This is a genomic window from Neisseria chenwenguii (assembly GCF_002216145.1).
In the GTDB taxonomy this organism is placed as follows: Bacteria; Pseudomonadota; Gammaproteobacteria; order Burkholderiales; family Neisseriaceae; genus Neisseria; species Neisseria chenwenguii.
In genome coordinates, this window is the sequence record NZ_CP022278.1 from 158,586 (window position 1) to 179,766 (window position 21,181).

The following is a 21,181-nucleotide window of genomic DNA, read 5'->3' on the forward strand; positions in this document are numbered from 1 at the left end:
GCTATAATATCCGTTCTCATTTAAGCCATCTGACCGAAAGCCCGCCATGCCCCGTATTGCCGCCCTGCCCGACCATCTCGTCAACCAAATCGCCGCCGGCGAAGTGGTGGAACGCCCCGCCAATGCGCTGAAGGAAATCGTTGAAAACAGCATAGACGCGGGCGCGACGCAGATTGATGTCGAGCTCGAAGGCGGCGGCATCCGCTTTTTGCGCGTGGCCGACAACGGCGCAGGCATACACGCCGACGACATCGAATTGGCGTTACACCGCCACGCCACCAGCAAAATCAAGACCTTAAACGATTTGGAACACGTCGCCAGCATGGGCTTTCGCGGCGAGGGTTTGGCCAGCATCGCCTCGGTCAGCCGCCTGACGCTGACCAGCCGCCAAGACGGCAGCGCGCACGGCTATTGCGTGAAAGCAGAAGACGGCAAACTCAGTGCGCCCGCCGCCGCCGCTCATCCTGTCGGCACGACGGTGGAAGTGGCCGAACTGTTTTTCAACACGCCCGCGCGGCGCAAGTTTCTCAAATCGGAAAACACCGAATACGCCCATTGCGCCACCATGCTCGAGCGGCTGGCGCTGGCGCATCCGCAGATTGCGTTTTCGCTCAAACGCGACGGTAAAACCGTGTTCAAATATCCCGTGCAGAGTCTGGACGAGCGCATCGCGGCGGTGGTCGGCGCGGATTTTCAGACGGCCTCGCTGGAAATCGACAGCGGCAACGGCACGCTGCGGCTCTACGGCGCGATTGCCAAACCGACTTTTGCCAAAGGTAAGACCGACAAGCAGTTTTGTTTTGTGAATCATCGCTTTGTGCGCGACAAAGTGATGCTGCACGCGGTCAAACAGGCCTACCGCGACGTGTTGCACAACGCGCTCACGCCTGCGTTTGTATTATTCCTCGACCTTCCGCCCGAAGCGGTGGATGTGAACGTCCACCCCACCAAAACCGAAATCCGCTTCCGCGACAGCCAACAGGTACACCAGCTCGTATTCCACACGCTCAACAAAGCGCTGGCCGCCACCCGCGCCGACCGGACCGAAAGCGTCAGCAATGCCGGCGGCGTGTTGCATGAAATGATGGGCATCAGGCCGTCTGAAAACGCGGGGAATGATGGTTTGAATAATGATGAACCCGTGCCCACAACCGAAGCGGTTTCAGATGGCCTAATCCCCACGCCGGCGCCTGCACAAAGCAGCTTCGGCGGTTTCGCCCAAAGCGCCAACCCCTACGGCAAAACCGCGCCCGCACCCTACGCTGCCGCCCGCGCCCCGCAACAGCGCAGCCTGACCCTGCGCGAAAGCCGCGCCGCGCTGGAAACCTACGCCGCGCTGTATCAGAAAACCGACGGCGAAGATTTGGAATTGAAACAGTTTGAACAGGCGCGTTTCGGCAGCGTTCAGCTGCCGTCTGATGCTTCGACTACGCTCAGCGACCACCCGAATAATGAAACCGAAACCCCGCCGCTGGGCTTCGCCATCGCCCAACTTTTAGGCATCTACATCCTCGCCCAAGCCGAAGGCAGCCTGCTGCTCGTCGATATGCACGCCGCCGCCGAACGCGTGAACTACGAAAAAATGAAAAACCAGCGCAAACATCTGGGCAGCCTGCAAAGCCAGCACCTGCTCATTCCCGTGACCTTCGCCGCCACCCACGAAGAATGCGCCGCCCTCGCCGACCACGCCGACGCCCTCAAAACCTACGGCCTCGAAGTGTCCGACATGGGCGGCAACACCCTCGCCGTACGCGCCGTTCCCGCCATGCTCGGCAAATCCGACGTTGCCGCCCTCGCCCGCGATGTACTGCACGAACTCGCCCAAACCGGCAGCAGCCAAACCGTCGAAGCGCGCGAAAACCAAATCCTCGCCACCATGTCGTGCCACGGCTCCGTCCGCGCCGGCCGCCAACTGACCATTCCCGAAATGAACGCCCTCCTGCGCGACATGGAACGTACCCCGCGCAGCAACCAATGCAACCACGGCCGCCCGACCTGGGTGAAACTGACGCTGAAAGAATTAGACGCACTGTTTTTGCGCGGGCAGTAAGGAGGGTTTGGGGATAACGGATAAGGCCGTCTGAAAGATTCAGACGGCCTTATATTATGCAATGCTGAAATTTTCAGACGGCCTGTTCCCGCCCTTACTTGCAAACCGGCACCGCATCCGGATACACCGACACATTCGTTTTCGTCAGCGCAAACAGATTTTCAAGCTGCCCCTGCGCCTGACGGTTGGCGTGTTGCAGGATTTCGGCCTTACACGCGCTGGCGAGTACCTGTTTGCGCGCTTCCTGCTGCACGGTTTTGAACACTTCGCGGTCAGGCGGCAGGAGGTTGAAGGCGCCGGTGCGGATGTCGTAAACCTCGATGTTTTCCAAATCCACGCTCAAAATTTCCACTTTCGGCAGGCTGATGATGACTTTGCCGTCCACGATGTTTACGTTGTCGGCGGTGAGTTTGTCCAAATCCAAACCCGCCAAAACCCTGCCGCGCACGACAAACAGCCCGCTTTGCGAATCCTGCCAGAGTTTGCGCCAGTCGCCTTTTTTCTCGGTGCGGATAATGGTGTCGATGTAAAACGCCGTGCTTTCCAGCCGGTTCATGCGCTTAATCTGCATCAATACGCCTTCGCGCGACAAAACTTCTTCTTTCGGCACGCTGTTTTGCCGATGGTAAAACCAGCCGCCCGCTGCGGCTGCGGCGCAAAGCAGTAAAACAAAAAGCAGACGGAAAAATGTTTTCATGGTGGGCGTTGCCTCTGAAATCAAAAGTAACGTCGATATGGAGCGTTTTACAGGAATTTCAACGGATTAAGCAATATTAACCTATAAATGAAAGGCCGCCTGAAAACCTGTTTTATTTTCAGACGGCCTCAATTCAAAAAAACATTACCAAAAAGCAATTTTAAAAAAACATTACCAAATTTGCGTTCCGAGCACCGCAGGCATACAATCCGCCCTATCTGTTCCGCAAAGCAACCCGCTATGGACATTACCGAACTGCGCCGCCGCAATTTACGCCTCTGGATAGACCGCCACTACGGCGGCCGCCAGTCGCGCTTTATTGCAGCGGTTGCTATTAATCAGGGCGAATTGTCTGCGCTGTTGAAAAACAAATCCTTCGGCGAGAAAAAAGCCCGCAAACTCGAGCTGGCCGCCACCATGCCCGCGCTGTGGCTGGATACCGACCACCGCGCCGAAACCGTTGAGAAAGAGAGCCAATCCATGACCGCCGTTTCCACCATTCCCGAAATCCTCGCCGACATCAAAGCCGGCAAAATGGTCATTATTACCGACGCCGAAGACCGCGAAAACGAAGGCGATATTGTTATGGCGGCGCAGTTTGTGACCCCGCAGGCGATTAATTTTATGATCAAACACGCCCGCGGCCTCGTCTGCCTGCCGATGAACGACGAATTGGTCGACCGCCTCGCCCTGCCGCAGATGACGCAGAAAAACGGTGCGCAATACGGCACCAACTTCACTGTTTCCATCGAAGCGGCGCACGGCATTTCCACCGGCATTTCCGCCGCCGACCGCGCGCTGACGATTCAGACGGCCGTTTCGCCGGGCGTCAAACCCGAAGATATTGTCCAACCCGGCCATATTTTTCCGCTGCGCTCGCAAAAAGGCGGCGTACTCGTGCGCGCGGGGCACACCGAAGCCGCCGTCGATCTGGCGCAGATGAGCGGTCTGATTCCCGCCGGCGTGATTTGCGAAATCCTCAACGACGACGGTACGATGGCGCGTATGCCCGAGCTGTTGAAGTTTGCCGAAGAACACGGCCTCAAAATCGGCACCATCGCCGACCTTATCGAATACCGCAGCCGCACCGAAAGCCTGCTGGAAGAAATGGGCGACACCCCCGTGCAAACCCCGTGGGGCGATTTCCGCCAACACGTTTATGTGGACAAACTCTCGGGCGAAACCCACCTCGCGCTGGTCAAAGGCGACATTTCGCCCGAAAAAGAAGTGTTGGTGCGCGTACACGAGCCGTTTAGCGCGATGGACTTCATCCAAACCGATCCCAACCACACCTGGCCGCTGCCCAAAGCGCTGCAACACATCCAAAACGCCGGCTGCGGCGTGGTTATTCTGCTGCACCGCACCGAAGACGGCGCCGCCCTGCTCGACCGCACGCTGCCGAAAAACAGTTTCCAAGTGAAAAAATGGGACAGAAAAACCTACGGCACCGGCGCGCAAATCCTCGCGGGTTTGAATGTGCAGAAAATGCGCGTGATGGGCAAACCCTCGTCAATGAACGGCCTGACCGGCTTCGGCCTGGAAGTGGCGGGCTTTGAAACGCTGCCGGAATGAGCGGTTGAGGCCGTCTGAAAAGTTGCGGGAACTTGCTTTTCGGGCGGCCTCAGACCTTTGCAAAAATCAAATGTCCGTGAAAAGTTCTTACACACTGAGCGCAGTCGAAGTGTCAGATGGCCTTTAAGCAGTTGTTTTTATTTGTAAAGGTCTCAATCTAACCAACAAAACACCCAAAAGGCCGTCTGAAAACCCAATCCGTTTCCAGACGGCCGCATCACAAAAGGAAAACCCATGCCCCACTCCGCCAACCGCCACGCGGCGCCGCTTTTGGTGGTCGGCTGCATCATCTTCGGGTTGGGCAGCCTGATCGTCAAATCCGTCAACGTCGGCTCTTATGCCGTCGCCTTTTGGCGTTTGACCGTCGCCGCCGTGATTTTCTGGCTGCTGTCGCGCTTTTTCGCACAAAAACTGCCCAAAAACAAAAAAGCCGTGCAAACCGCCCTGCTCTCCGGCGCGTTTCTCGGCTTCGACCTCGCCCTGTGGCACGAAAGCATACACGCCGTCGGCCCGGGCATTTCCACCCTGCTCAACAGCCTGCAAATCTTCTTCCTCACCGCCACCGACATTTTCTTTTTCGGCGGACGTATCTGCGCGCGCCAAGCCCTCAGCCTGCTGCTTGCAACCGGCGGCGTCGCCCTCATCGGCAGCCCCGAATTCGGCCACAACAGCCGCGCCGTTTGGGGCTTTGTCAGCGGCATCGCCTCGGGCGCGATGTTGGCACTTTCTATGGTTTTTATCCGCAAAACCCACCAAATCGAACAAACTGCGCTGTTCCCGCTGATGCTGCTCGTCAGCACCGGCGGCGCGCTCGCCCTCATTCCGACCCTGTTTTTCGACGCCGGCCGCATCCTTCCCGCCACTCCGACCGACATTGCGCTTCTATTGGTGTACGGCGCCGTGATGCAGTGCTTCGCGTGGGGGCTGATTGCCTACACCATCCCCCTGCTCTCCCTCGCCGTAACCGGCCTGCTGCTGCTCACCGAACCCGTCGCCGCCCTCGTTATCGACTACTTTTGGCTCGACAAACCCATCAACGCTGTTCAATGGGGCGGCGCTGCGCTGACGCTGCTGGCGATTTATCTGGGTTCGGTTAAAGCGAAAGATAATTAGCAGACGCAGCTTCAGGCCGTCTGAAAAGTTCTCCGTCAGCCCGGCCGGGCAGATTTTGCTAAAATACCGTTTTTTAAACCCCTGCCGTCTGAAAAACTTCGGCTGCGCCCGCAAGCGCATTTCAGACGGCCGGCCTCACCCGCGTTCTCCGAAAACATCCGCCATGACCTACCCCATCCCCGCCCCCGCCCAAAAATCCCGTTGGCTGCACCTTTCGCGTGGTTCGCTGCCGCTGGTGCTTGCCGAAAAGCTGCCTGAAAAAAACCTCAAAGTCGTGTTCACCCAAGATGCAGAACAAGCGTTGCGGCTTCAGACGGCCTGGCAGTTTTTCCGCCCGCAAGATACCGCCGTGTTCCTGCCCGATTGGGAAACGCTGCCGTATGAGCGTTTTTCGCCGCATCAGGACTTGGTTTCCGAGCGGCTTTCGGCCTTGTGGCTGGTGAAAAGCGGCGCGGCGGACGTGCTGTTTGTGCCTGTGGCGACGGCGATGCAGCGGCTTGCGCCGGTGTCGTTTCTGGCGGGACGCACGTTTTGGCTGAAAACGGGGCAGACGCTGGATGTGGATGCGCTGCGCAAAAGCATGGTGGACGCAGGTTACAGCGCGGTGTCGAATGTGGTCGCGGCGGGCGAGTTTGCCGTGCGCGGCGGGATTGTGGATCTGTTTCCGATGGGGGCGGATACGCCGTATCGTATTGATTTGTTTGACGATGAAATCGACAGCATCAAAACTTTCGACCCCGACACGCAGCGCACGCTCGCGCCGGTTTCCGAAATCCGCCTGCTGCCGGCGCACGAGTTTCCGACCGACGGCGAGGCGCAGAAGATTTTCCGCGCGCGTTTCCGCGACGAAATCGACGCCAATCCCAATCAGGCCGCGGTTTACAAGGCCGTGAGCAGCGCGCGGTTCGGCGCGGGGGTGGAATATTATCTGCCGCTGTTTTTTGAAGACGAATGCGCGACGCTGTTCGACTACATCGGCGGCGACGCGCTGGCGGTGTGCATGGGCGACGTACACGCGGCGGCGGCGCGCTTTGCGGCGGACGTGAAGTCGCGCTTTACAATGGCGCAGGGCGACGAAACCTACCCGCCGTTGCATCCACAGCATTTGTACCTCTCTGCCGATCAGTTTGCAGGCCGTCTGAAAAACTATCCGCAAATCCTGCCGGACTTGGACGCAACCCACGATCTGCCCGATGTGGCGGTGAACCGCCAGTCTGAAACGCCGCTGGCCGCGCTGCAAAATTTTCAGACGGCCTTCGGCGGACGGGTCCTGCTCTGCGCCGAAAGCGCGGGGCGGCGCGAAACCATGCTCGGCTTTTTCGTCCAACACGGCCTGAAACCCAAAAGCGTGGACGGCTGGCAGGCGTTTTTGGACAGCGATGCGCCGCTGGCAATTACCGTAACACCGTTGGCTTATGGTTTTCAGACAGGCACAGCAGGCCGGGCATTCATACCCGACACCGACGGTGCATCCCCCCCCACGTCGGGCATCAATGCCCGACCTACACCGCCCCTCGCCGTCATTACCGAATCCGACCTCTACCAATACATCGCCAAGTCGCGCACCACGCGGCGCAGGAAGCACGCGCAGGTTTCAGACGGCCTGTTGCGCGATTTGGCGGAAATCAGTATCGGCGATCCGGTTGTGCACGAGGAACACGGCATCGGCCGCTACATGGGCTTGGTGAACATGGATTTGGGCGGCGAGGCGGCAGAGATGATGCTGCTCGAATACGCGGGCGAGGCGCAGCTTTATGTGCCTGTTTCGCAACTGCATTTAATCAGCCGCTACTCGGGCGCGGCACGGGAAAATGTACAGCTGCACAAACTCGGCGCGGCAGCGTGGAACAAAGCCAAGCGCAAGGCGGCGGAAAAGGCGCGCGACACGGCTGCCGAGCTGCTCAATCTCTATGCCCAACGCGCGGCGCAGCAGGGCTTCAAATTCGAGTTTTCCGAAAGCGATTATCAGGCGTTTGCCGACGGTTTCGGCTACGAGGAAACGGAAGACCAGGCGGCGGCGATTGCGTCTGTAATCAAAGACTTAACGCAGGGCAAGCCGATGGACAGACTGGTGTGCGGCGATGTAGGCTTCGGCAAAACCGAAGTGGCGCTGCGGGCGGCGTTTGTGGCCGTGATGGGTGGGCGGCAGGTGGCGGTGCTGGCGCCGACCACGCTCTTGGTGGAGCAGCACGCGCAAAATTTTGCCGACCGTTTCGCCGATTTCCCCGTCAAAGTCGCCCAGCTTTCGCGTTTCAACAGCAGCAAGGAAACCCGTGCCGCGCTGGAAGGCATGGAAAACGGCACGGTGGATATTGTTATCGGCACGCATAAATTGGTGCAGGACGATATAAAATTCAAAAACTTAGGCTTGGTAATCATCGACGAGGAACACCGTTTCGGCGTGCGCCAGAAAGAGCAGCTCAAACGCCTGCGCGCCAACGTCGATATTCTCACGCTCACCGCCACGCCGATTCCGCGCACGCTCAGCATGGCGCTGGAAGGGCTGCGCGATTTCTCTCTGATTACCACCGCGCCGAGCCGCCGTTTGGCCGTGAAAACTTTTGTAAAGCCGTTCAGCGAAGCGCACATCCGCGAGGCTGTTTTGCGCGAACTGAAACGCGGCGGTCAGGTTTTTTTCCTGCATAATGAAGTGGATACCGTCGAAAATATGCGCAAACGCCTCGAAACCCTGCTGCCCGAAGCGCGCATCGGCATCGCCCACGGCCAGTTGCGCGAGCGCGAACTCGAGCAGGTGATGCGCGACTTTTTGCAGCAGAAATTCAATGTGTTGCTCTGTTCCACCATCATCGAAACCGGCATCGACATCCCCAATGCCAACACCATTATCATCAACCGCGCCGACAAATTCGGCCTCGCCCAACTGCATCAGCTGCGCGGACGCGTCGGCCGCAGCCACCACCAGGCCTACGCCTACCTGCTCACGCCCGAATTCATCACCAAAGACGCCGAAAAACGCCTCGACGCCATCGCCGCCGCCGACGATTTGGGCGCAGGCTTCACGCTCGCCATGCAGGATTTGGAAATCCGCGGTGCCGGCGAAATCCTCGGCGAAGGCCAAAGCGGCGAAATGATGCAGGTCGGCTTCACGCTCTACACCGAAATGCTCAAACAGGCCGTGCGCGATCTCAAAAAAGGCCGCGTGCCCGACCTCGACGCGCCGCTGGGCGTGACTACCGAAATCAAGCTGCACAGCCCCGCCCTGCTGCCCGAAAGCTACTGCCCAGACATCCACGAGCGCCTCGTACTCTACAAACGCCTCGCCGCCGCCGACACCGAAGCGCAAATCAACGCCGTACACGAAGAACTCGTCGACCGCTTCGGCCTGCCCGAACAGCCCGTCAAAACCCTCATCGAAAGCCACCGTCTCCGCCTCTCCGCCAAAGCGCTGGGCATTTCCGGCATCGATGCCTCAAGCGAAGCCGCCACGTTTACCTTCGGCAAACATACCAGCGTCGAACCCGCCGACATCATTTTGCTGATGCAGAGCAACAAAAACTACCGCTTCTCCGGCGCCGACAAACTGCGCGTGGAAGCGGTGATGGAAGATGTGGAAACGCGGATAAATACGGTGAAGGCAATATTGAAGAAGTTGGGAAAATGAAGTTGGTTTTTGCAGGCAACAGAGGCCGTCTGAAAACATTTCCTTGATTATTAGCGAAAAGGCCGTCTGAATTTTCAGACGGCCTTTGTTCTGCCCTACTCTTTTAAAAAATTTCGCGCCAACTGATGCGGCGGACGCTGCTGCAGTTTTTACCGCCGATGTCGAAATCTTGGGCATCATTGGTATAAATTTTTCTCGAAATGTTTTTACCGCCGGAGAAGCAGGTGTTTTTCGGAATTTTCGGCGATTGGGTCAACGCGCCGTCCGTGCCGCTGCCGCCGCTGTCGCCGTCGGCAGTAACGGGATTGTCGTCGATAACCGGATTGCCGTCTGCATCCACTTTTTTCCGGCCCGGATCAATGAAAGTAAAATTAATCAATCCGTTCAGCTTCAGGGCAGAGGCATATATGTCGGCAGGCAGACTGCTGTTTTTCTGCATGAAATCAACCCGTCCGTCCAGATTGCTTTTAATTGCCCCGCCCGTCTCCGCATTGATATTCATCAGCCAGCTTGTAACAGACGATTTGGTCTCTGTTGTCTCAGGAATACACACATCGGCCGAACCTACATTACTGGTCACTTCGCGCTTGTAAGTATGGGTGGTCAAAAGTGCCGTGCGCAGAACCATGGTCGGTTTAACCGTTACACGTTCACCGTCGTTTGCCAGATTGATTTTCCAGCCTTTGTGCTGCGTTTTGTCTATCGCTTTATTGCTCAGAAAACGGTAAGTTTTGCCATCATAGTTTTTTGTTTCGAATGTCTGTTCCAACAGCGTTTTAGAAGCATCCTCTTTGACATCTTTTACCGCGACATCGTCAAAAATACCGTAAACCGACTGTTGGCCGACAACCAAATCATCGTCATACAGCTCGCTACCCGTACCGAAAATCACAACGTATTGGTTTGTCGCCGAACGGGAAACGGCAGGGGCGGAAGTAATCGGCTGAGTGGACAAACCCTTGTAAATCCTGCTGACTGTCCATTTATCCGGCGATTCTCCACGCAGATCGAAGCGGTACATATTGCCGCCGTAGTCGCCGGCATAGGCCAAATCAACCACGCCGTCGAAATCGGTATCGAGCAGCGTCGGTTCGGCCAAACCGCCGATGCCGTCTGAAACGGTAATTTTCTTAATCAACTGCCCCGCAGAAGATCCTGACACACTCTTGCCCGTCGCTGCTTCCTGGCCCAGCATATCGTAAACATACAGCGCGGTTTCGGTATCCGCATAATTTTTACTGTTTCGGAAACCGCTGGAAAGAAAGCCCGCATAGCGCACACCCTCGGTCAGGCTGGCAGGTTTGCTGCCGTCTGAAAGGCGCTTGACGGAAACGCGGCCGATTTGCGGCGATCCGACGGTATAGCCCAATTTATTGCCCTCTCCTTTTGCCGTTTCAAACAGCGGCACGCTGGTATTCCATGTACTCTCGGCAGCATCCAAGCCGGTAGAATTGCCGGTGGCGCGGTTTTTACCGCCGACGTTGAGCGCATACGCGCCGCGTCCGCCCTGTCCCATACCGCCGAACATAAAGGTCTGCTGCAAATCCTTACTGCCCTCGATTTCCGCTGTTTGGCGCACGACAAAGCCGCCGTTGACCATATAGCGGTGCGGTTTGGTTTTGCCGTATTCGGGATCGGCCAGCTCCTTCAGAGTTTTACCGACCGTATCGCCCCCCGTTCCCACATCACGTTCCATATCGGCGGGGATATAGCTCAGCTTCAAATCATAGGGATGCTCTTCTTTTGCAGCAGAACTGCGGAATAAATGCACCATGCCGTCATTGGCAGCGGTAATCAGAAAATCCTGCCGGCCGTGAACACGCTTGCCGAACGCGGTAATCGGGGCACCGATAATATCGCCGAGGCTGCGTTTGTCTTCGTCAGCCTGCGCATTCGTGCGCGGATCAATGGTACGGTCGCGGTATTGTTGGCTGTAACGTTTATCTTTTGCCAATGTATTCAGCTGTTTGTCATCACCGATGCGTGCCGTCCACGGCAATAAGACATTTTTCCATTCATATATGTCTGCAGGTTGGCCGCCGCTGATACCGAATACAGCATTAGTTCCTGAAGCATCATTGGTAAACTCGGCTTTTCCATTGATGTTGATTAGCGTTTTTCTATTTGTAAACGAGGGTTCTTTAAAAGTGCTTTTTACCATGCCGTTACTGTTAATATCATAAAACAGGATACGGCTGCTCCATGAAACCGGATCGAGACGGACAACAGCCGCACCGTTGGGTGTATCCGTTGAAGAGAGTGCAGGAGCGGCCGGCCCCGGGCTGACGGGCGTATTGTTTTTACTTTCCGATTCAACCGTATCAAAGATTTTGGCAAACGCACTGACCAGCTCGTCCGGAGCTTGGGCAGCCAGATAGTATCCCGGCTTGCTCGCACCATTCTTCAGATAAGTCTCACCTGAAGAGGAAATGCTGTCTCCAAAACCGATGGTAAAGGTATCTACAGTCTGTTTCCAATAACGGCTTTTACCGTCGCTGCCTACAGGATCGCCCGGCGCGCCGTTCCAGCTTTTTCCCGTTGCATCATTGCCTTCGGTTTTAAAATCTTTGGTTGCAAAAGTCTGGCTGAAGAAACGCAGGCCGTTATCCCTATCCCAAACCGTATCATACAAACCGCCTTCTGCATATTGGCATATGCCAGAATTTTTTCGGCCAAAATAGTCATCTCCATAATAATCAAACGTCTTCCATTTAGCAAAGCGAGATTCTCCCCATCTTGGCTCTCGCCAACAACTTGTATTGGCATCACCGTCAGACATCAAAACAATAAAGTTTTTCTGACAGCGGTATTTTGCAGCCGCCATTACCTCTTTCGACAGTTCATAATAACGGCGGGTGGTAGGGGTTCCATTTAATGCGGTAATTCTAGCAACACTGTTTTTTACAGTTTTCCAATTATCTGTATAACCCAATAAATTTGAGTTATTGTTGTTATGTAACGTTTTTAGTCCCCAGTTAATCTTGTCCGTATATTTATCCAATACTCTGCCTAATGCGGTTTTGGTAACGTCAAGGCGTATTTCGGGAGATTTTTTGGAAATTGGCTGTTGCATACTGCCTGAATCGTCGATAAACAACATCACATTCGGCTTGACTTTATTCTCGCTGCTGTTTGTTTTCTTACTGTTGTCCAAATAAAACGGCATATCGGAAAACGCGGCCGATGCGCCGGCGCTGCCCATCAGTGAGAAAGCGGCAAGGATACTGTAAACCAGCGGTTTGGCTTTCAAAGGCTTGCGTAGGGAGGTTGTACTCATGGATATGATGCTTTCCGTAAAATATAGGTAATGTGAAATTCAAACAGCCATTCTTTTTTCAAACGGCATCTTTAACATAAATGATAAAATTTTAACATAGACGTTTGGCATATTGCCAGGATTTCTTATTCAGCCACCGGTTTTGTATTTAATCCGATACAGTTTCCGCCATTGATGCCCCTCTTTCCTGCATCGTACAGAAATCCGGAAACTTAGAATTCGGGCGGAATTTAAGAATTTTTCAAAACAAAAGTGGCTTTTGCGGAGTACGGATCAGCTCTCCATACAAACAAGGCCGTCTGAAAACCTGAGGTTTCAGACGGCCTTGTTTCAACAATGCATCAGACAGAGCGCATTATTTTTTCTTTTGCGGCGGCAGGTCGGTACATACGCCCAGCGCTACTTCCGCAGCCAAACCGATGGATTCGCCGAGGGTCGGGTGCGGGTGGATGGTTTTGCCGATGTCTTCCGCATCGCAACCCATCTCGATGGCCAAACAGATTTCGCCGATCATGTCGCCGCCGTTCGGGCCGACAATGCCGCCGCCGATAATGCGGCCGGTTTCGGCGTCAAAAATCAGTTTGGTAAAGCCTTCGTCGCAGCCGTTGGCAATCGCGCGGCCTGAAGCGGCCCACGGGAAGTTGGCTTTGGTAATTTTGATACCTTGCGCTTTGGCTGAGGCTTCGGTTACGCCGACCCAAGCCACTTCGGGCGAGGTAAAGGCAACGCCCGGAATCACGCGCGCATCGAAGAAGGCTTTGTGGCCGGCGCAGTTTTCGGCGGCGACGTGCCCTTCATGTACGGCTTTGTGCGCCAGCATGGGCTGGCCGACGATGTCGCCGATGGCGTAGATGTGCGGAACGTTGGTGCGCTGCTGTTTATCAACTTCGATAAAGCCGCGGTCGGTAACAATCACACCCGCTTTTTCGGCACTGATCAGTTTGCCGTTCGGCGCACGGCCGGCGGCAACCAAAACGCAGTCGTAGCGCAGCGGCTCTTTCGGCGCGTTTTCGCCTTCAAAAGTGACGTAAACGCCGTCTTCTTTCGGCTCTACGGCAACGGTTTTGGTGTTGACCATGATGTTGTCGAAGCGGTGGGCATTGAGCTTCTGCCAAACTTTGACCAAATCGCGGTCGGCGCCCTGCATCAGGCCGTCCATCATTTCAACGACGTCCAAGCGTGTGCCCAATGTGCTGTACACGGTACCCATTTCCAAACCGATAATACCGCCGCCGATAATCAGCATATTGCCCGGCACTTCTTTCAACGCCAATGCGCCGCTGGAATCGATGATGCGCGGATCTTGCGGGATAAACGGCAGGTTCATCACGCGGCTGCCCGCGGCGATGATACAGTTTTTGAAGGCAACGGTTTTTTTCTCGCCGGTCGGCTGCGCGTATTCGTATTCGTCGCCGCTGGTCAGGGAAACTTCCATATGGTGCGGATCGACAAACTGGCCGTTACCCTGAATCACATCGACTTTGCGCGATTTCGCCATGCCGGCCAAGCCGCCGGTCAGACGGCCGACGACGTTACCTTTGTAGGTGCGCAGCATGTCGATATCGACTTTAGGCTCGGGATAGCTGATGCCGTTTGCAGCCAGGTGTTTTACTTCGTCCATCACATTGGCGTTGTGCAACAAGGCTTTAGAGGGAATGCAGCCGACGTTCAGACAAACGCCGCCCAATGTTTTGTACTGCTCGACGATGGCGACTTTCAAGCCTTGGTCGGCTGCGGCAAATGCGGCGGAATAACCGCCCGGGCCGCCGCCCAATACCACAACGTCGTATTCTGCATCGGCCTTGCCGGAAAAACTGCCGGCCTGCGGTGCGGGCGCAGCGGCTTTCGGGGCTTCCTGGGCAGGAGCGGCGGCAGGTGCGGCTTCCGCTTTCGGCGCTTCGGCCGCGCCGGCAGCTTCGATAACGGCAATGACACCGCCTTCGGAAATTTTGTCGCCGACTTTGACTTTAACTTCTTTAATCACACCGGCCGCTTCGGCAGGTACGTCCATCGTAGCTTTGTCGGTTTCCAGCGTAATCAGGGTATCGTCAACGGCAACGGTGTCGCCGGCTTTGATTTCTACCGCGATAATGTCAACATTTTCATGCCCGCCGATGTCGGGCACTTTCAATTCGATTAAGCTCATTTTGAATCTTTCTTTGATTGTTCCGTTTCAGACGGCCTTAGCCTTAAATAGAACAGGCCGTCTGAAAAATCCGTATTGTTGTATGGAAACAGGTTTTGTAGGGTGGGGGAAACCCACCATTCAAGTCATTAAGCCGGATGGTGGGTTTACACCCACCCTGTATCTGTTCCCTATATTTTCAGACGGCCTTTGGATATTTTTCAGGCCGTCTGAAAACGCTTACAGGGTAATGCGGCGGAAGTCTTTCAACAGATTGGCTAGGAACACAGTAAAGCGCATACCGGCCGCACCATCGATGACGCGGTGGTCAAACGACAGCGACAGCGGACACATCAGGCGCGGCGTAAATTCTTTGCCGTTCCATACCGGTTTGATCTGTGATTTGCACACACCCAAAATCGCCACTTCAGGCGCGTTGACAATCGGCGTAAAGCCTGTGCCGCCGATACCGCCCAAGCTGGAAATGGTAAAGCAGGCGCCCTGCATTTCGCCCGGTTTGAGCTTGCCTTCGCGAGCTTTTTTGCTCAATTCGCCAAGCTCGATGCTGATTTCTTTGAGACCTTTTTTGTCAACATCTTTAATCACGGGCACAACCAAACCGTTGGGCGTATCCGCCGCAAAGCCGATGTTGTAGTATTTCTTCAGAATCAGGTTTTCGCCGTCGAGTGAAGAATTAAACTCAGGGAACTGTTTCAGTGCGGTAACTGATGCTTTGATGATAAACGCCAGCGGAGAAAGTTTCACGCCTTCGCGTTCCCATTCTTTGTTGAGCTGTTTGCGGAACTCTTCTAAATCGGTCATGTCGGCTTCATCGTTGACGGTAACGTGGGGAATCATCACCCAGTTGCGCGACAGGTTCTGACCGGAAATTTTCTTGATGCGTGACAGCTCTTTGACTTCGACTTCGCCGAATTTGCTGAAATCGACTTTCGGCCACGGCAGTAAGTTTAAACCGCCGCCCAGAGAAGCAGCAGCCGCAACCGGCACACCTTTGCCCGCACCGCCCTGCATGGCGGCTTTCACGAAGGCTTTGATGTCGTCGCCCATGATGCGGCCTTTCAGGCCGGTACCTTTGACCAAGCCCAAATCCACGCCCAACTCGCGCGCAAGTTTGCGTGCGGACGGGCCGGCGTGCGCTTTGGCAAATGCGGCTTCGTTAACCGGCATGTTACCGAATGCCGCAGCAGGTGCAGGCGCAGCAGCCGAGGCTGGTGCGGCGGGAGTAGGTGCCGCAGCAGGCGCGGGGGCAGCTTTAGGCGCTTCGGCAGCAGGAGCCGGTGCGGCAGCGGCCGAACCTGCGGTTTCCACTTCAAAACCTGCGGTTTCCACTTCAATGATAGCCGTACCTTCGGATACTTTGTCGCCCACTTTAACCAGCACGGCTTTGACTACGCCGGCGGCGGTAGAAGGCACGTCCATCGTAGCTTTGTCGGTTTCCAAAGTAATCAGGGTATCATCTTCGGCAACGGTGTCGCCGACTTTGATTTCTACGGCGATAACGTCTACATTTTCATGGCCGCCGATGTCGGGAACGGCAACGGTTACGACACCGCTGGACGCTGCAGGAGCGGCTGCAGGTACAGATGCTGCGGGCACAGCAGGTGCGGCTTCTTGTGCGGGCGCGGCAGCAGGCGCTTGGGCGGCTGCGCCGGTTTCAACCAGCAGAATTACGCCGCCTTCGGAGATTTTGTCGCCGACTTTGACTTTGACTTCTTTCACAACGCCTGCTTCGGTCGCGGGCACGTCCATCGTCGCTTTGTCGGTTTCCAAAGTGATCAAGGTATCGTCAACAGCGATGGTATCGCCTGCTTTGACTTCGACGGCAATGATGTCCACGTTTTCGTGGCCGCCAATGTCGGGGACTTTGATTTCTACAATCTGACTCATCGTTTTGTTCCTTAGTTATTTTCAATCTGATGATTGCATTAAGGTTTTTTCAAGTCTGCCTTTTCAGACGGCCTTTAGATAGGCCGTCTGAAAAGCGGTTTTGTCTTTCGCTTAGATGAATATTCAGACGGCCTTTATCACGCTTGGGCCGTCTGAAAAACACATCAGCGTTTCCAGCTCGGTGCAACTTCGGTCGCAATGCCGTATTTCTCAATAGCCTGCTGAACGGTTTCTTTGCTGATTTTGCCTTGGTCTGCCAGCGCGCTCAATGCGGCAACGGCGACGTTGTAGCGGTCAACTTCGAAGAAGCGGCGCAGGTTGGCACGGCTGTCGGAACGGCCGAAACCGTCGGTACCCAAAACGTGGTAATCGTTGGGGATGTAGGCACGGATGCGGTCGGCGAAGCTGCGGATGTAGTCGGTAGCCGCGACTACAGGGCCTTCGTGACCTTGCAACTGGGCAGTAACAAACGGTACTTTTTTCTCGGCCAACGGGTGCAGACGGTTGTAGCGTTCGACTTCAATCGCATCACGGTGAAGCTGGTTGAATGACGGACAAGACCAAACGTCGGCTTCCACACCGAAATCGGCTTTCAGCAGTTCGGCGCCGGCAATGACTTCTTGCAGAATGGTGCCCGAACCCATCAGTTGCACTTTCTTGTCACCTTTGCCGCCTTCTTTCAAGAGGTACATACCTTTGATGATTTCCTGCTCGATGCCTTTGCGTTGCGGCATGGCCGGGTGAACGTAGTTTTCGTTCATTACGGTCAGGTAGTAGAACACGTCTTCATCTTCGGCATACATGCGTCGCAGACCGTCTTGAATGATGACTGCCAGCTCGTATTGGAAAGTCGGATCGTAAGAAACGCAGTTTGGGATCAGGTCGGCCTGGATTTGGCTATGGCCGTCTTCGTGTTGCAGACCTTCGCCGTTGAGCGTAGTGCGGCCTGCAGTACCGCCGATCAGGAAGCCGCGTGCGTGCATATCGCCTGCCGCCCAAGCCAAGTCGCCGATGCGTTGGAAACCGAACATTGAGTAGTAGATGTAGAACGGAATCATAGCGTAGCGGTTGTTTGCATACGAAGTCGCTGCGGCAATCCAGTCGGCCATCGCGCCCGGCTCGTTAATACCTTCCTGCAGAATCTGACCGTCGACAGATTCTTTGTAGAACATCAGTTGATCTTTGTCTTGCGGGGTGTATTGCTGGCCTTTCGGGTTCCAAATACCGTATTGGCGGAACATGCCTTCCATGCCGAAAGTACGGCTTTCGTCGGGAACGATCGGAACGATGCGTTTGCCGATTTGTTTGTCTTTCAACAAGGTAGAAAGGATGCGCACAAACACCATGGTGGTTGAGAACTCGCGCTCGCCGCTGGATTGCAGTTGGGTATCGAATACTTCCAGCGCAGGAACGGGCAGCGGCTCGTTGTTCGGATTACGCTGCGGCAGATAACCGCCCAAAGCGTTGCGACGCTCACGCAGGTATTTCATTTCCTCGCTGTCTTCGGGGAAACGGTAGTAAGGCAGGTTACCGCTGTCGATTTGTTCGTCGGTAACAGGGATACTGAAGCGGTCGCGGAACTGTTTCAGCGAGTTCACATCCATTTTCTTGGCTTGGTGGGCAACGTTTTGGCCTTCGCCGGAAGCGCCCATGCCGTAGCCTTTAATGGTTTTCGCCAAAATCACGGTCGGACGGCCGTCCGGATTGTTCACAGCTTCATAATAAGCCGCGTACACTTTGTGCGGATCGTGACCACCGCGGTTCAACGCCCAGATTTCGTCGTCGGACATATCGGCAACCAAAGCCTTCAGTTCGGGCGTATTGAAGAAATGTTCGCGGACATACGCGCCGTCTTTGGATTTGTAGGTTTGGTAATCGCCGTCCAACACTTCGGCCATACGCTGTTTCAGCAGATTGTCGGTGTCTTTTGCCAACAGTGCGTCCCAACGGCGGCCCCAGATGACTTTCAACACGTTCCAACCGGCACCGCGGAAGTTACCTTCCAATTCTTGGATGATTTTGCCGTTGCCGCGAACCGGACCGTCGAGGCGTTGCAGGTTACAGTTAATGACGAAAATCAGGTTGTCCAAACCCTCGCGCGCAGCCAATGCAATCGCGCCTTGGCTTTCGGGCTCATCCATCTCGCCGTCGCCGCAGAATACCCAGACTTTACGGCCTTTGGTTTTACTCAACCCGCGCGAATCCAAATATTTCAGGAAACGTGCCTGATAAATCGCCATCAGCGGGCCCAAGCCCATAGATACGGTCGGGAACTGCCAGAAATCAGGCATCAGGTGCGGATGCGGGTAAGAAGGCATACCCTGACCATCTACTTCCTGACGGAAATGGTCGAGTTGTTCTTCGGTCAGACGGCCTTCCACATAAGCGCGTGAGTAAATACCGGGCGAAGCGTGGCCTTGTACAAATATCAAATCACCTTCTTCGCCTTCACCTTTGGCTTTCCAGAAGTGGTTGAAGCCGACATCATACAAAGTAGCGGCAGATTGGAAGGATGCGATGTGTCCGCCCAGTTCCAAATCTTTCTTACCGGCACGCAGTACCATAGCGGCGGCATTCCAGCGGATGGCCGCACGGATGCGGTGCTCCAGCTCGTGATTACCCGGCGAACGCTGCTCTTTACCGACCGGAATCGTATTCAAATAAGCAGTCGTAGCGTCAAACGGCATATGGACGCCGCGGCGGCGGGTATATTTCACCAGCTGTTCAAGCAGGAAGTGGGCGCGTTCCGTGCCTTCCGCTTCCAAAACGGAGCTCAGCGCGTCTAACCATTCCTGCGTTTCAATCGGATCAACATCGTGCATTTGGGTGGACATATCATCATCCTTGTGTTGGGTTGCGAATATCGGCCTGTCTAAACCGATTCATATTTTTTCGTTTTTAAATTTTTAATTTTCAAAAACGAACACATTGGAAATTACTCATCCGGCAAATACTGTTTTTTAAAGTTTAAACAACTAGATAACATTTAAAAATCAAAACAGGCCACACCGGCTTCATCTTTCCGCACAACTGAAATCCTATCAGTATTTCAGGGCGCTGGCAAACAGACAAACGGTATTTTATGACAAAAGCCAAGTAAAGAAAGAAAGAAAATCCTGTGCGGCATCAGCAACAACATTCGGCATAGATAATAAATGTCTTCACACATTGACAAAACGAACAAATTTAAATAAAAACGAATCAAAACACGCTTTTCCGAACATGTACGAATCCTGCAAATTTCCTTCAAACCCAAAGACCGTATAAAAACCACTGGGCACACCATTGGAAATCTTTGTCTTTGTAACAATCAAAATGAACTATAATCCGCCCCTCCAACTTCTTTAACGTAAGAAAGCCCTCTTCATGGCAATGATGAAATTCATGAACTACCTCCTGCTCGGCCTCGTCGTTTTTACCGCGCTTCTGGTCTGGTCGCGCAACTGGAAACGCAAGCAGGCTTATTACGAAAAAATCAGAAGCAACCCCGACAACCTAAAATGGGTCGGCGAAAACCTGACGGGTACGGAAATCAAAGACATCAAAGCTGTCAGCGACCGCTTTGGCCTGCCTATGCTGCAAGCCAAGCAGTTAATTGATTTTTATCAACAAAACAAAAAGTAAGCAGAACGTCGCCGATTTTCCGTCCAAAACTTGAGCCAAATTAAGGCCGTCTGAAAAAGTAACTCATAAAATCACTTTTTCAGACGGCCTCTGTTCTGCAGAACGCCTGCCGTTCAAACCAAACAAATACAGACAAATGACAAATACAGTGAAATAAAATAAGAAAGATACAAGACGGCAAGGCGCGGACAATACGGGTAGTACGGGACAGATGAACTTGGCACTTCGGCGCCTTAGTGAATCGTCCTCTTTGAGCCCGGCCGCAGCCAACGAAGTAGATTTTTTATTTTATTTCACTGTAACTAAGGGAAATCCACATGACGCTTTACCTCATCGGCGATTCCGTGCGGCTCGGTTATGAGCCGCACGTCCGCGCCGCACTTCCCGAACAAACCATTGTTTCTCCGCCCGAAAACTGCCAATCCTCGCGCGAAGTCGCGCAAAACATCGCTGCATGGACGGCGGGCGCAGGTAAAGGCGATACCGTCCACCTCAACTGCGGCCTGCACGACATCCGCATCGATGCCAACAAAACCCGCCCCATCACCGACCCCGCCGCCTACCGCCGCAATCTTGTGCAGATTTTCGACCATCTCAAACAAACCGGCGCAAACGTCATCTGGGCAAACAGCACGCCGTTTTTAGAGGGCGTACACAACCTCGTCAAACCTTCGCGCCGCTACCTCGCCGATCTGCACGGACGCAACCTCGCCGCCGAGGCGTTGGCGGCGGAATACGGCTTTTCTGTCAATGATTTATACAGTTTGATGTACAAACAGGATTTAACCGCGCTGATGGTCTACGACGGCCTGCATTTCAACGAAGCGGGCAGCCGGATTTTGGGCGAAGCGGTAGTAGAAGCCGTTAAGAAACAAGTGAAATCTTAATGAAAAACTGATGAAAGCATAAAGGCTAGGACTTTTGCAAAAACAAATCAAATCCGTAAATGTGTAAACGTCATTCCCGCGCAGATGGGAATACAGAAAGCTAAGCCCTAGCAACTGCTTGTTTTAAAAGCATTACCCAACCCAAACTTCTGGATTCCCGCCTGCGCGGGAATGACGGATTTGACGTTTCAGACGACCTTTGAACAATATTTGTGAATTTTGCAAAGGTCTCAGGCCGTCTGAAAGTTTCAGACGACCTGAGTTTTATACAGTCAAATCCTCAAAACCAACGGTGTAGGCCGGGCT

The 21,181-nt window shown here is 54.5% G+C and carries 11 protein-coding genes; 6 read left to right on the plus strand and 5 right to left on the minus strand.

Annotated elements, in window-relative coordinates; all coding sequences use genetic code 11:
- Positions 1 to 46 precede the first annotated feature (46 nt).
- Positions 47 to 2,050, plus strand: coding sequence for a DNA mismatch repair endonuclease MutL (gene mutL, locus BG910_RS00770; RefSeq protein ID WP_089035193.1), 2,004 nt, complete (start codon positions 47 to 49; stop codon positions 2,048 to 2,050).
- A gap of 94 nt (positions 2,051 to 2,144) precedes the next feature.
- Here mutL and BG910_RS00775 read toward each other — a convergent pair whose 3' ends face one another.
- Positions 2,145 to 2,747 carry a DUF4230 domain-containing protein gene (locus BG910_RS00775; RefSeq protein WP_089035194.1) on the minus strand — a complete coding sequence of 201 codons (603 nt, stop codon included), beginning with the start codon at positions 2,745 to 2,747 and terminating at the stop codon, positions 2,145 to 2,147.
- Between the two features lie 240 nt (positions 2,748 to 2,987).
- On the opposite strand from BG910_RS00775, the gene ribBA reads away from it, so the two are divergent.
- From ribBA to mfd, 3 genes are all read left to right on the plus strand, one after another.
- On the plus strand, positions 2,988 to 4,319 hold the full coding sequence (gene ribBA, locus BG910_RS00780; RefSeq protein WP_089037070.1) for a bifunctional 3,4-dihydroxy-2-butanone-4-phosphate synthase/GTP cyclohydrolase II: 1,332 nt from the start codon (positions 2,988 to 2,990) through the stop codon (positions 4,317 to 4,319).
- A gap of 234 nt (positions 4,320 to 4,553) precedes the next feature.
- The gene (locus tag BG910_RS00785; protein ID WP_089035195.1) at positions 4,554 to 5,432 is read left to right on the plus strand and encodes a DMT family transporter; all 879 of its coding nucleotides are present in this window, start codon (positions 4,554 to 4,556) and stop codon (positions 5,430 to 5,432) included.
- Positions 5,433 to 5,595: 163 nt separating this feature from the next.
- The gene (gene mfd, locus BG910_RS00790) at positions 5,596 to 9,054 is read left to right on the plus strand and encodes a transcription-repair coupling factor (protein WP_089037071.1); all 3,459 of its coding nucleotides are present in this window, start codon (positions 5,596 to 5,598) and stop codon (positions 9,052 to 9,054) included.
- Positions 9,055 to 9,157: 103 nt separating this feature from the next.
- Here the strand turns inward: mfd and pilC are convergent, their stop codons facing one another.
- The 4 genes from pilC to aceE form a co-directional block, all read right to left on the minus strand.
- On the minus strand, positions 9,158 to 11,686 hold the full coding sequence (pilC, locus tag BG910_RS00795) for a PilC family type IV pilus tip adhesin (protein WP_232462211.1): 2,529 nt from the start codon (positions 11,684 to 11,686) through the stop codon (positions 9,158 to 9,160).
- Between the two features lie 1,000 nt (positions 11,687 to 12,686).
- The gene (lpdA, locus tag BG910_RS00800; RefSeq protein ID WP_089035197.1) at positions 12,687 to 14,477 is read right to left on the minus strand and encodes a dihydrolipoyl dehydrogenase; all 1,791 of its coding nucleotides are present in this window, start codon (positions 14,475 to 14,477) and stop codon (positions 12,687 to 12,689) included.
- Between the two features lie 219 nt (positions 14,478 to 14,696).
- The gene (aceF, locus tag BG910_RS00805) at positions 14,697 to 16,364 is read right to left on the minus strand and encodes a dihydrolipoyllysine-residue acetyltransferase (protein WP_089035198.1); all 1,668 of its coding nucleotides are present in this window, start codon (positions 16,362 to 16,364) and stop codon (positions 14,697 to 14,699) included.
- Positions 16,365 to 16,528: 164 nt separating this feature from the next.
- The gene (aceE, locus tag BG910_RS00810) at positions 16,529 to 19,198 is read right to left on the minus strand and encodes a pyruvate dehydrogenase (acetyl-transferring), homodimeric type (protein WP_089035199.1); all 2,670 of its coding nucleotides are present in this window, start codon (positions 19,196 to 19,198) and stop codon (positions 16,529 to 16,531) included.
- Between the two features lie 532 nt (positions 19,199 to 19,730).
- Here aceE and BG910_RS00815 point away from each other — a divergent pair.
- Positions 19,731 to 19,988 (plus strand): hypothetical protein, encoded by a 258-nt coding sequence (locus tag BG910_RS00815; RefSeq protein WP_089035200.1) that lies wholly within the window; start codon positions 19,731 to 19,733, stop codon positions 19,986 to 19,988.
- Positions 19,989 to 20,305: 317 nt separating this feature from the next.
- Positions 20,306 to 20,875, plus strand: coding sequence for an SGNH/GDSL hydrolase family protein (locus tag BG910_RS00820; RefSeq protein ID WP_089035201.1), 570 nt, complete (start codon positions 20,306 to 20,308; stop codon positions 20,873 to 20,875).
- Positions 20,876 to 21,181 lie beyond the last annotated feature (306 nt).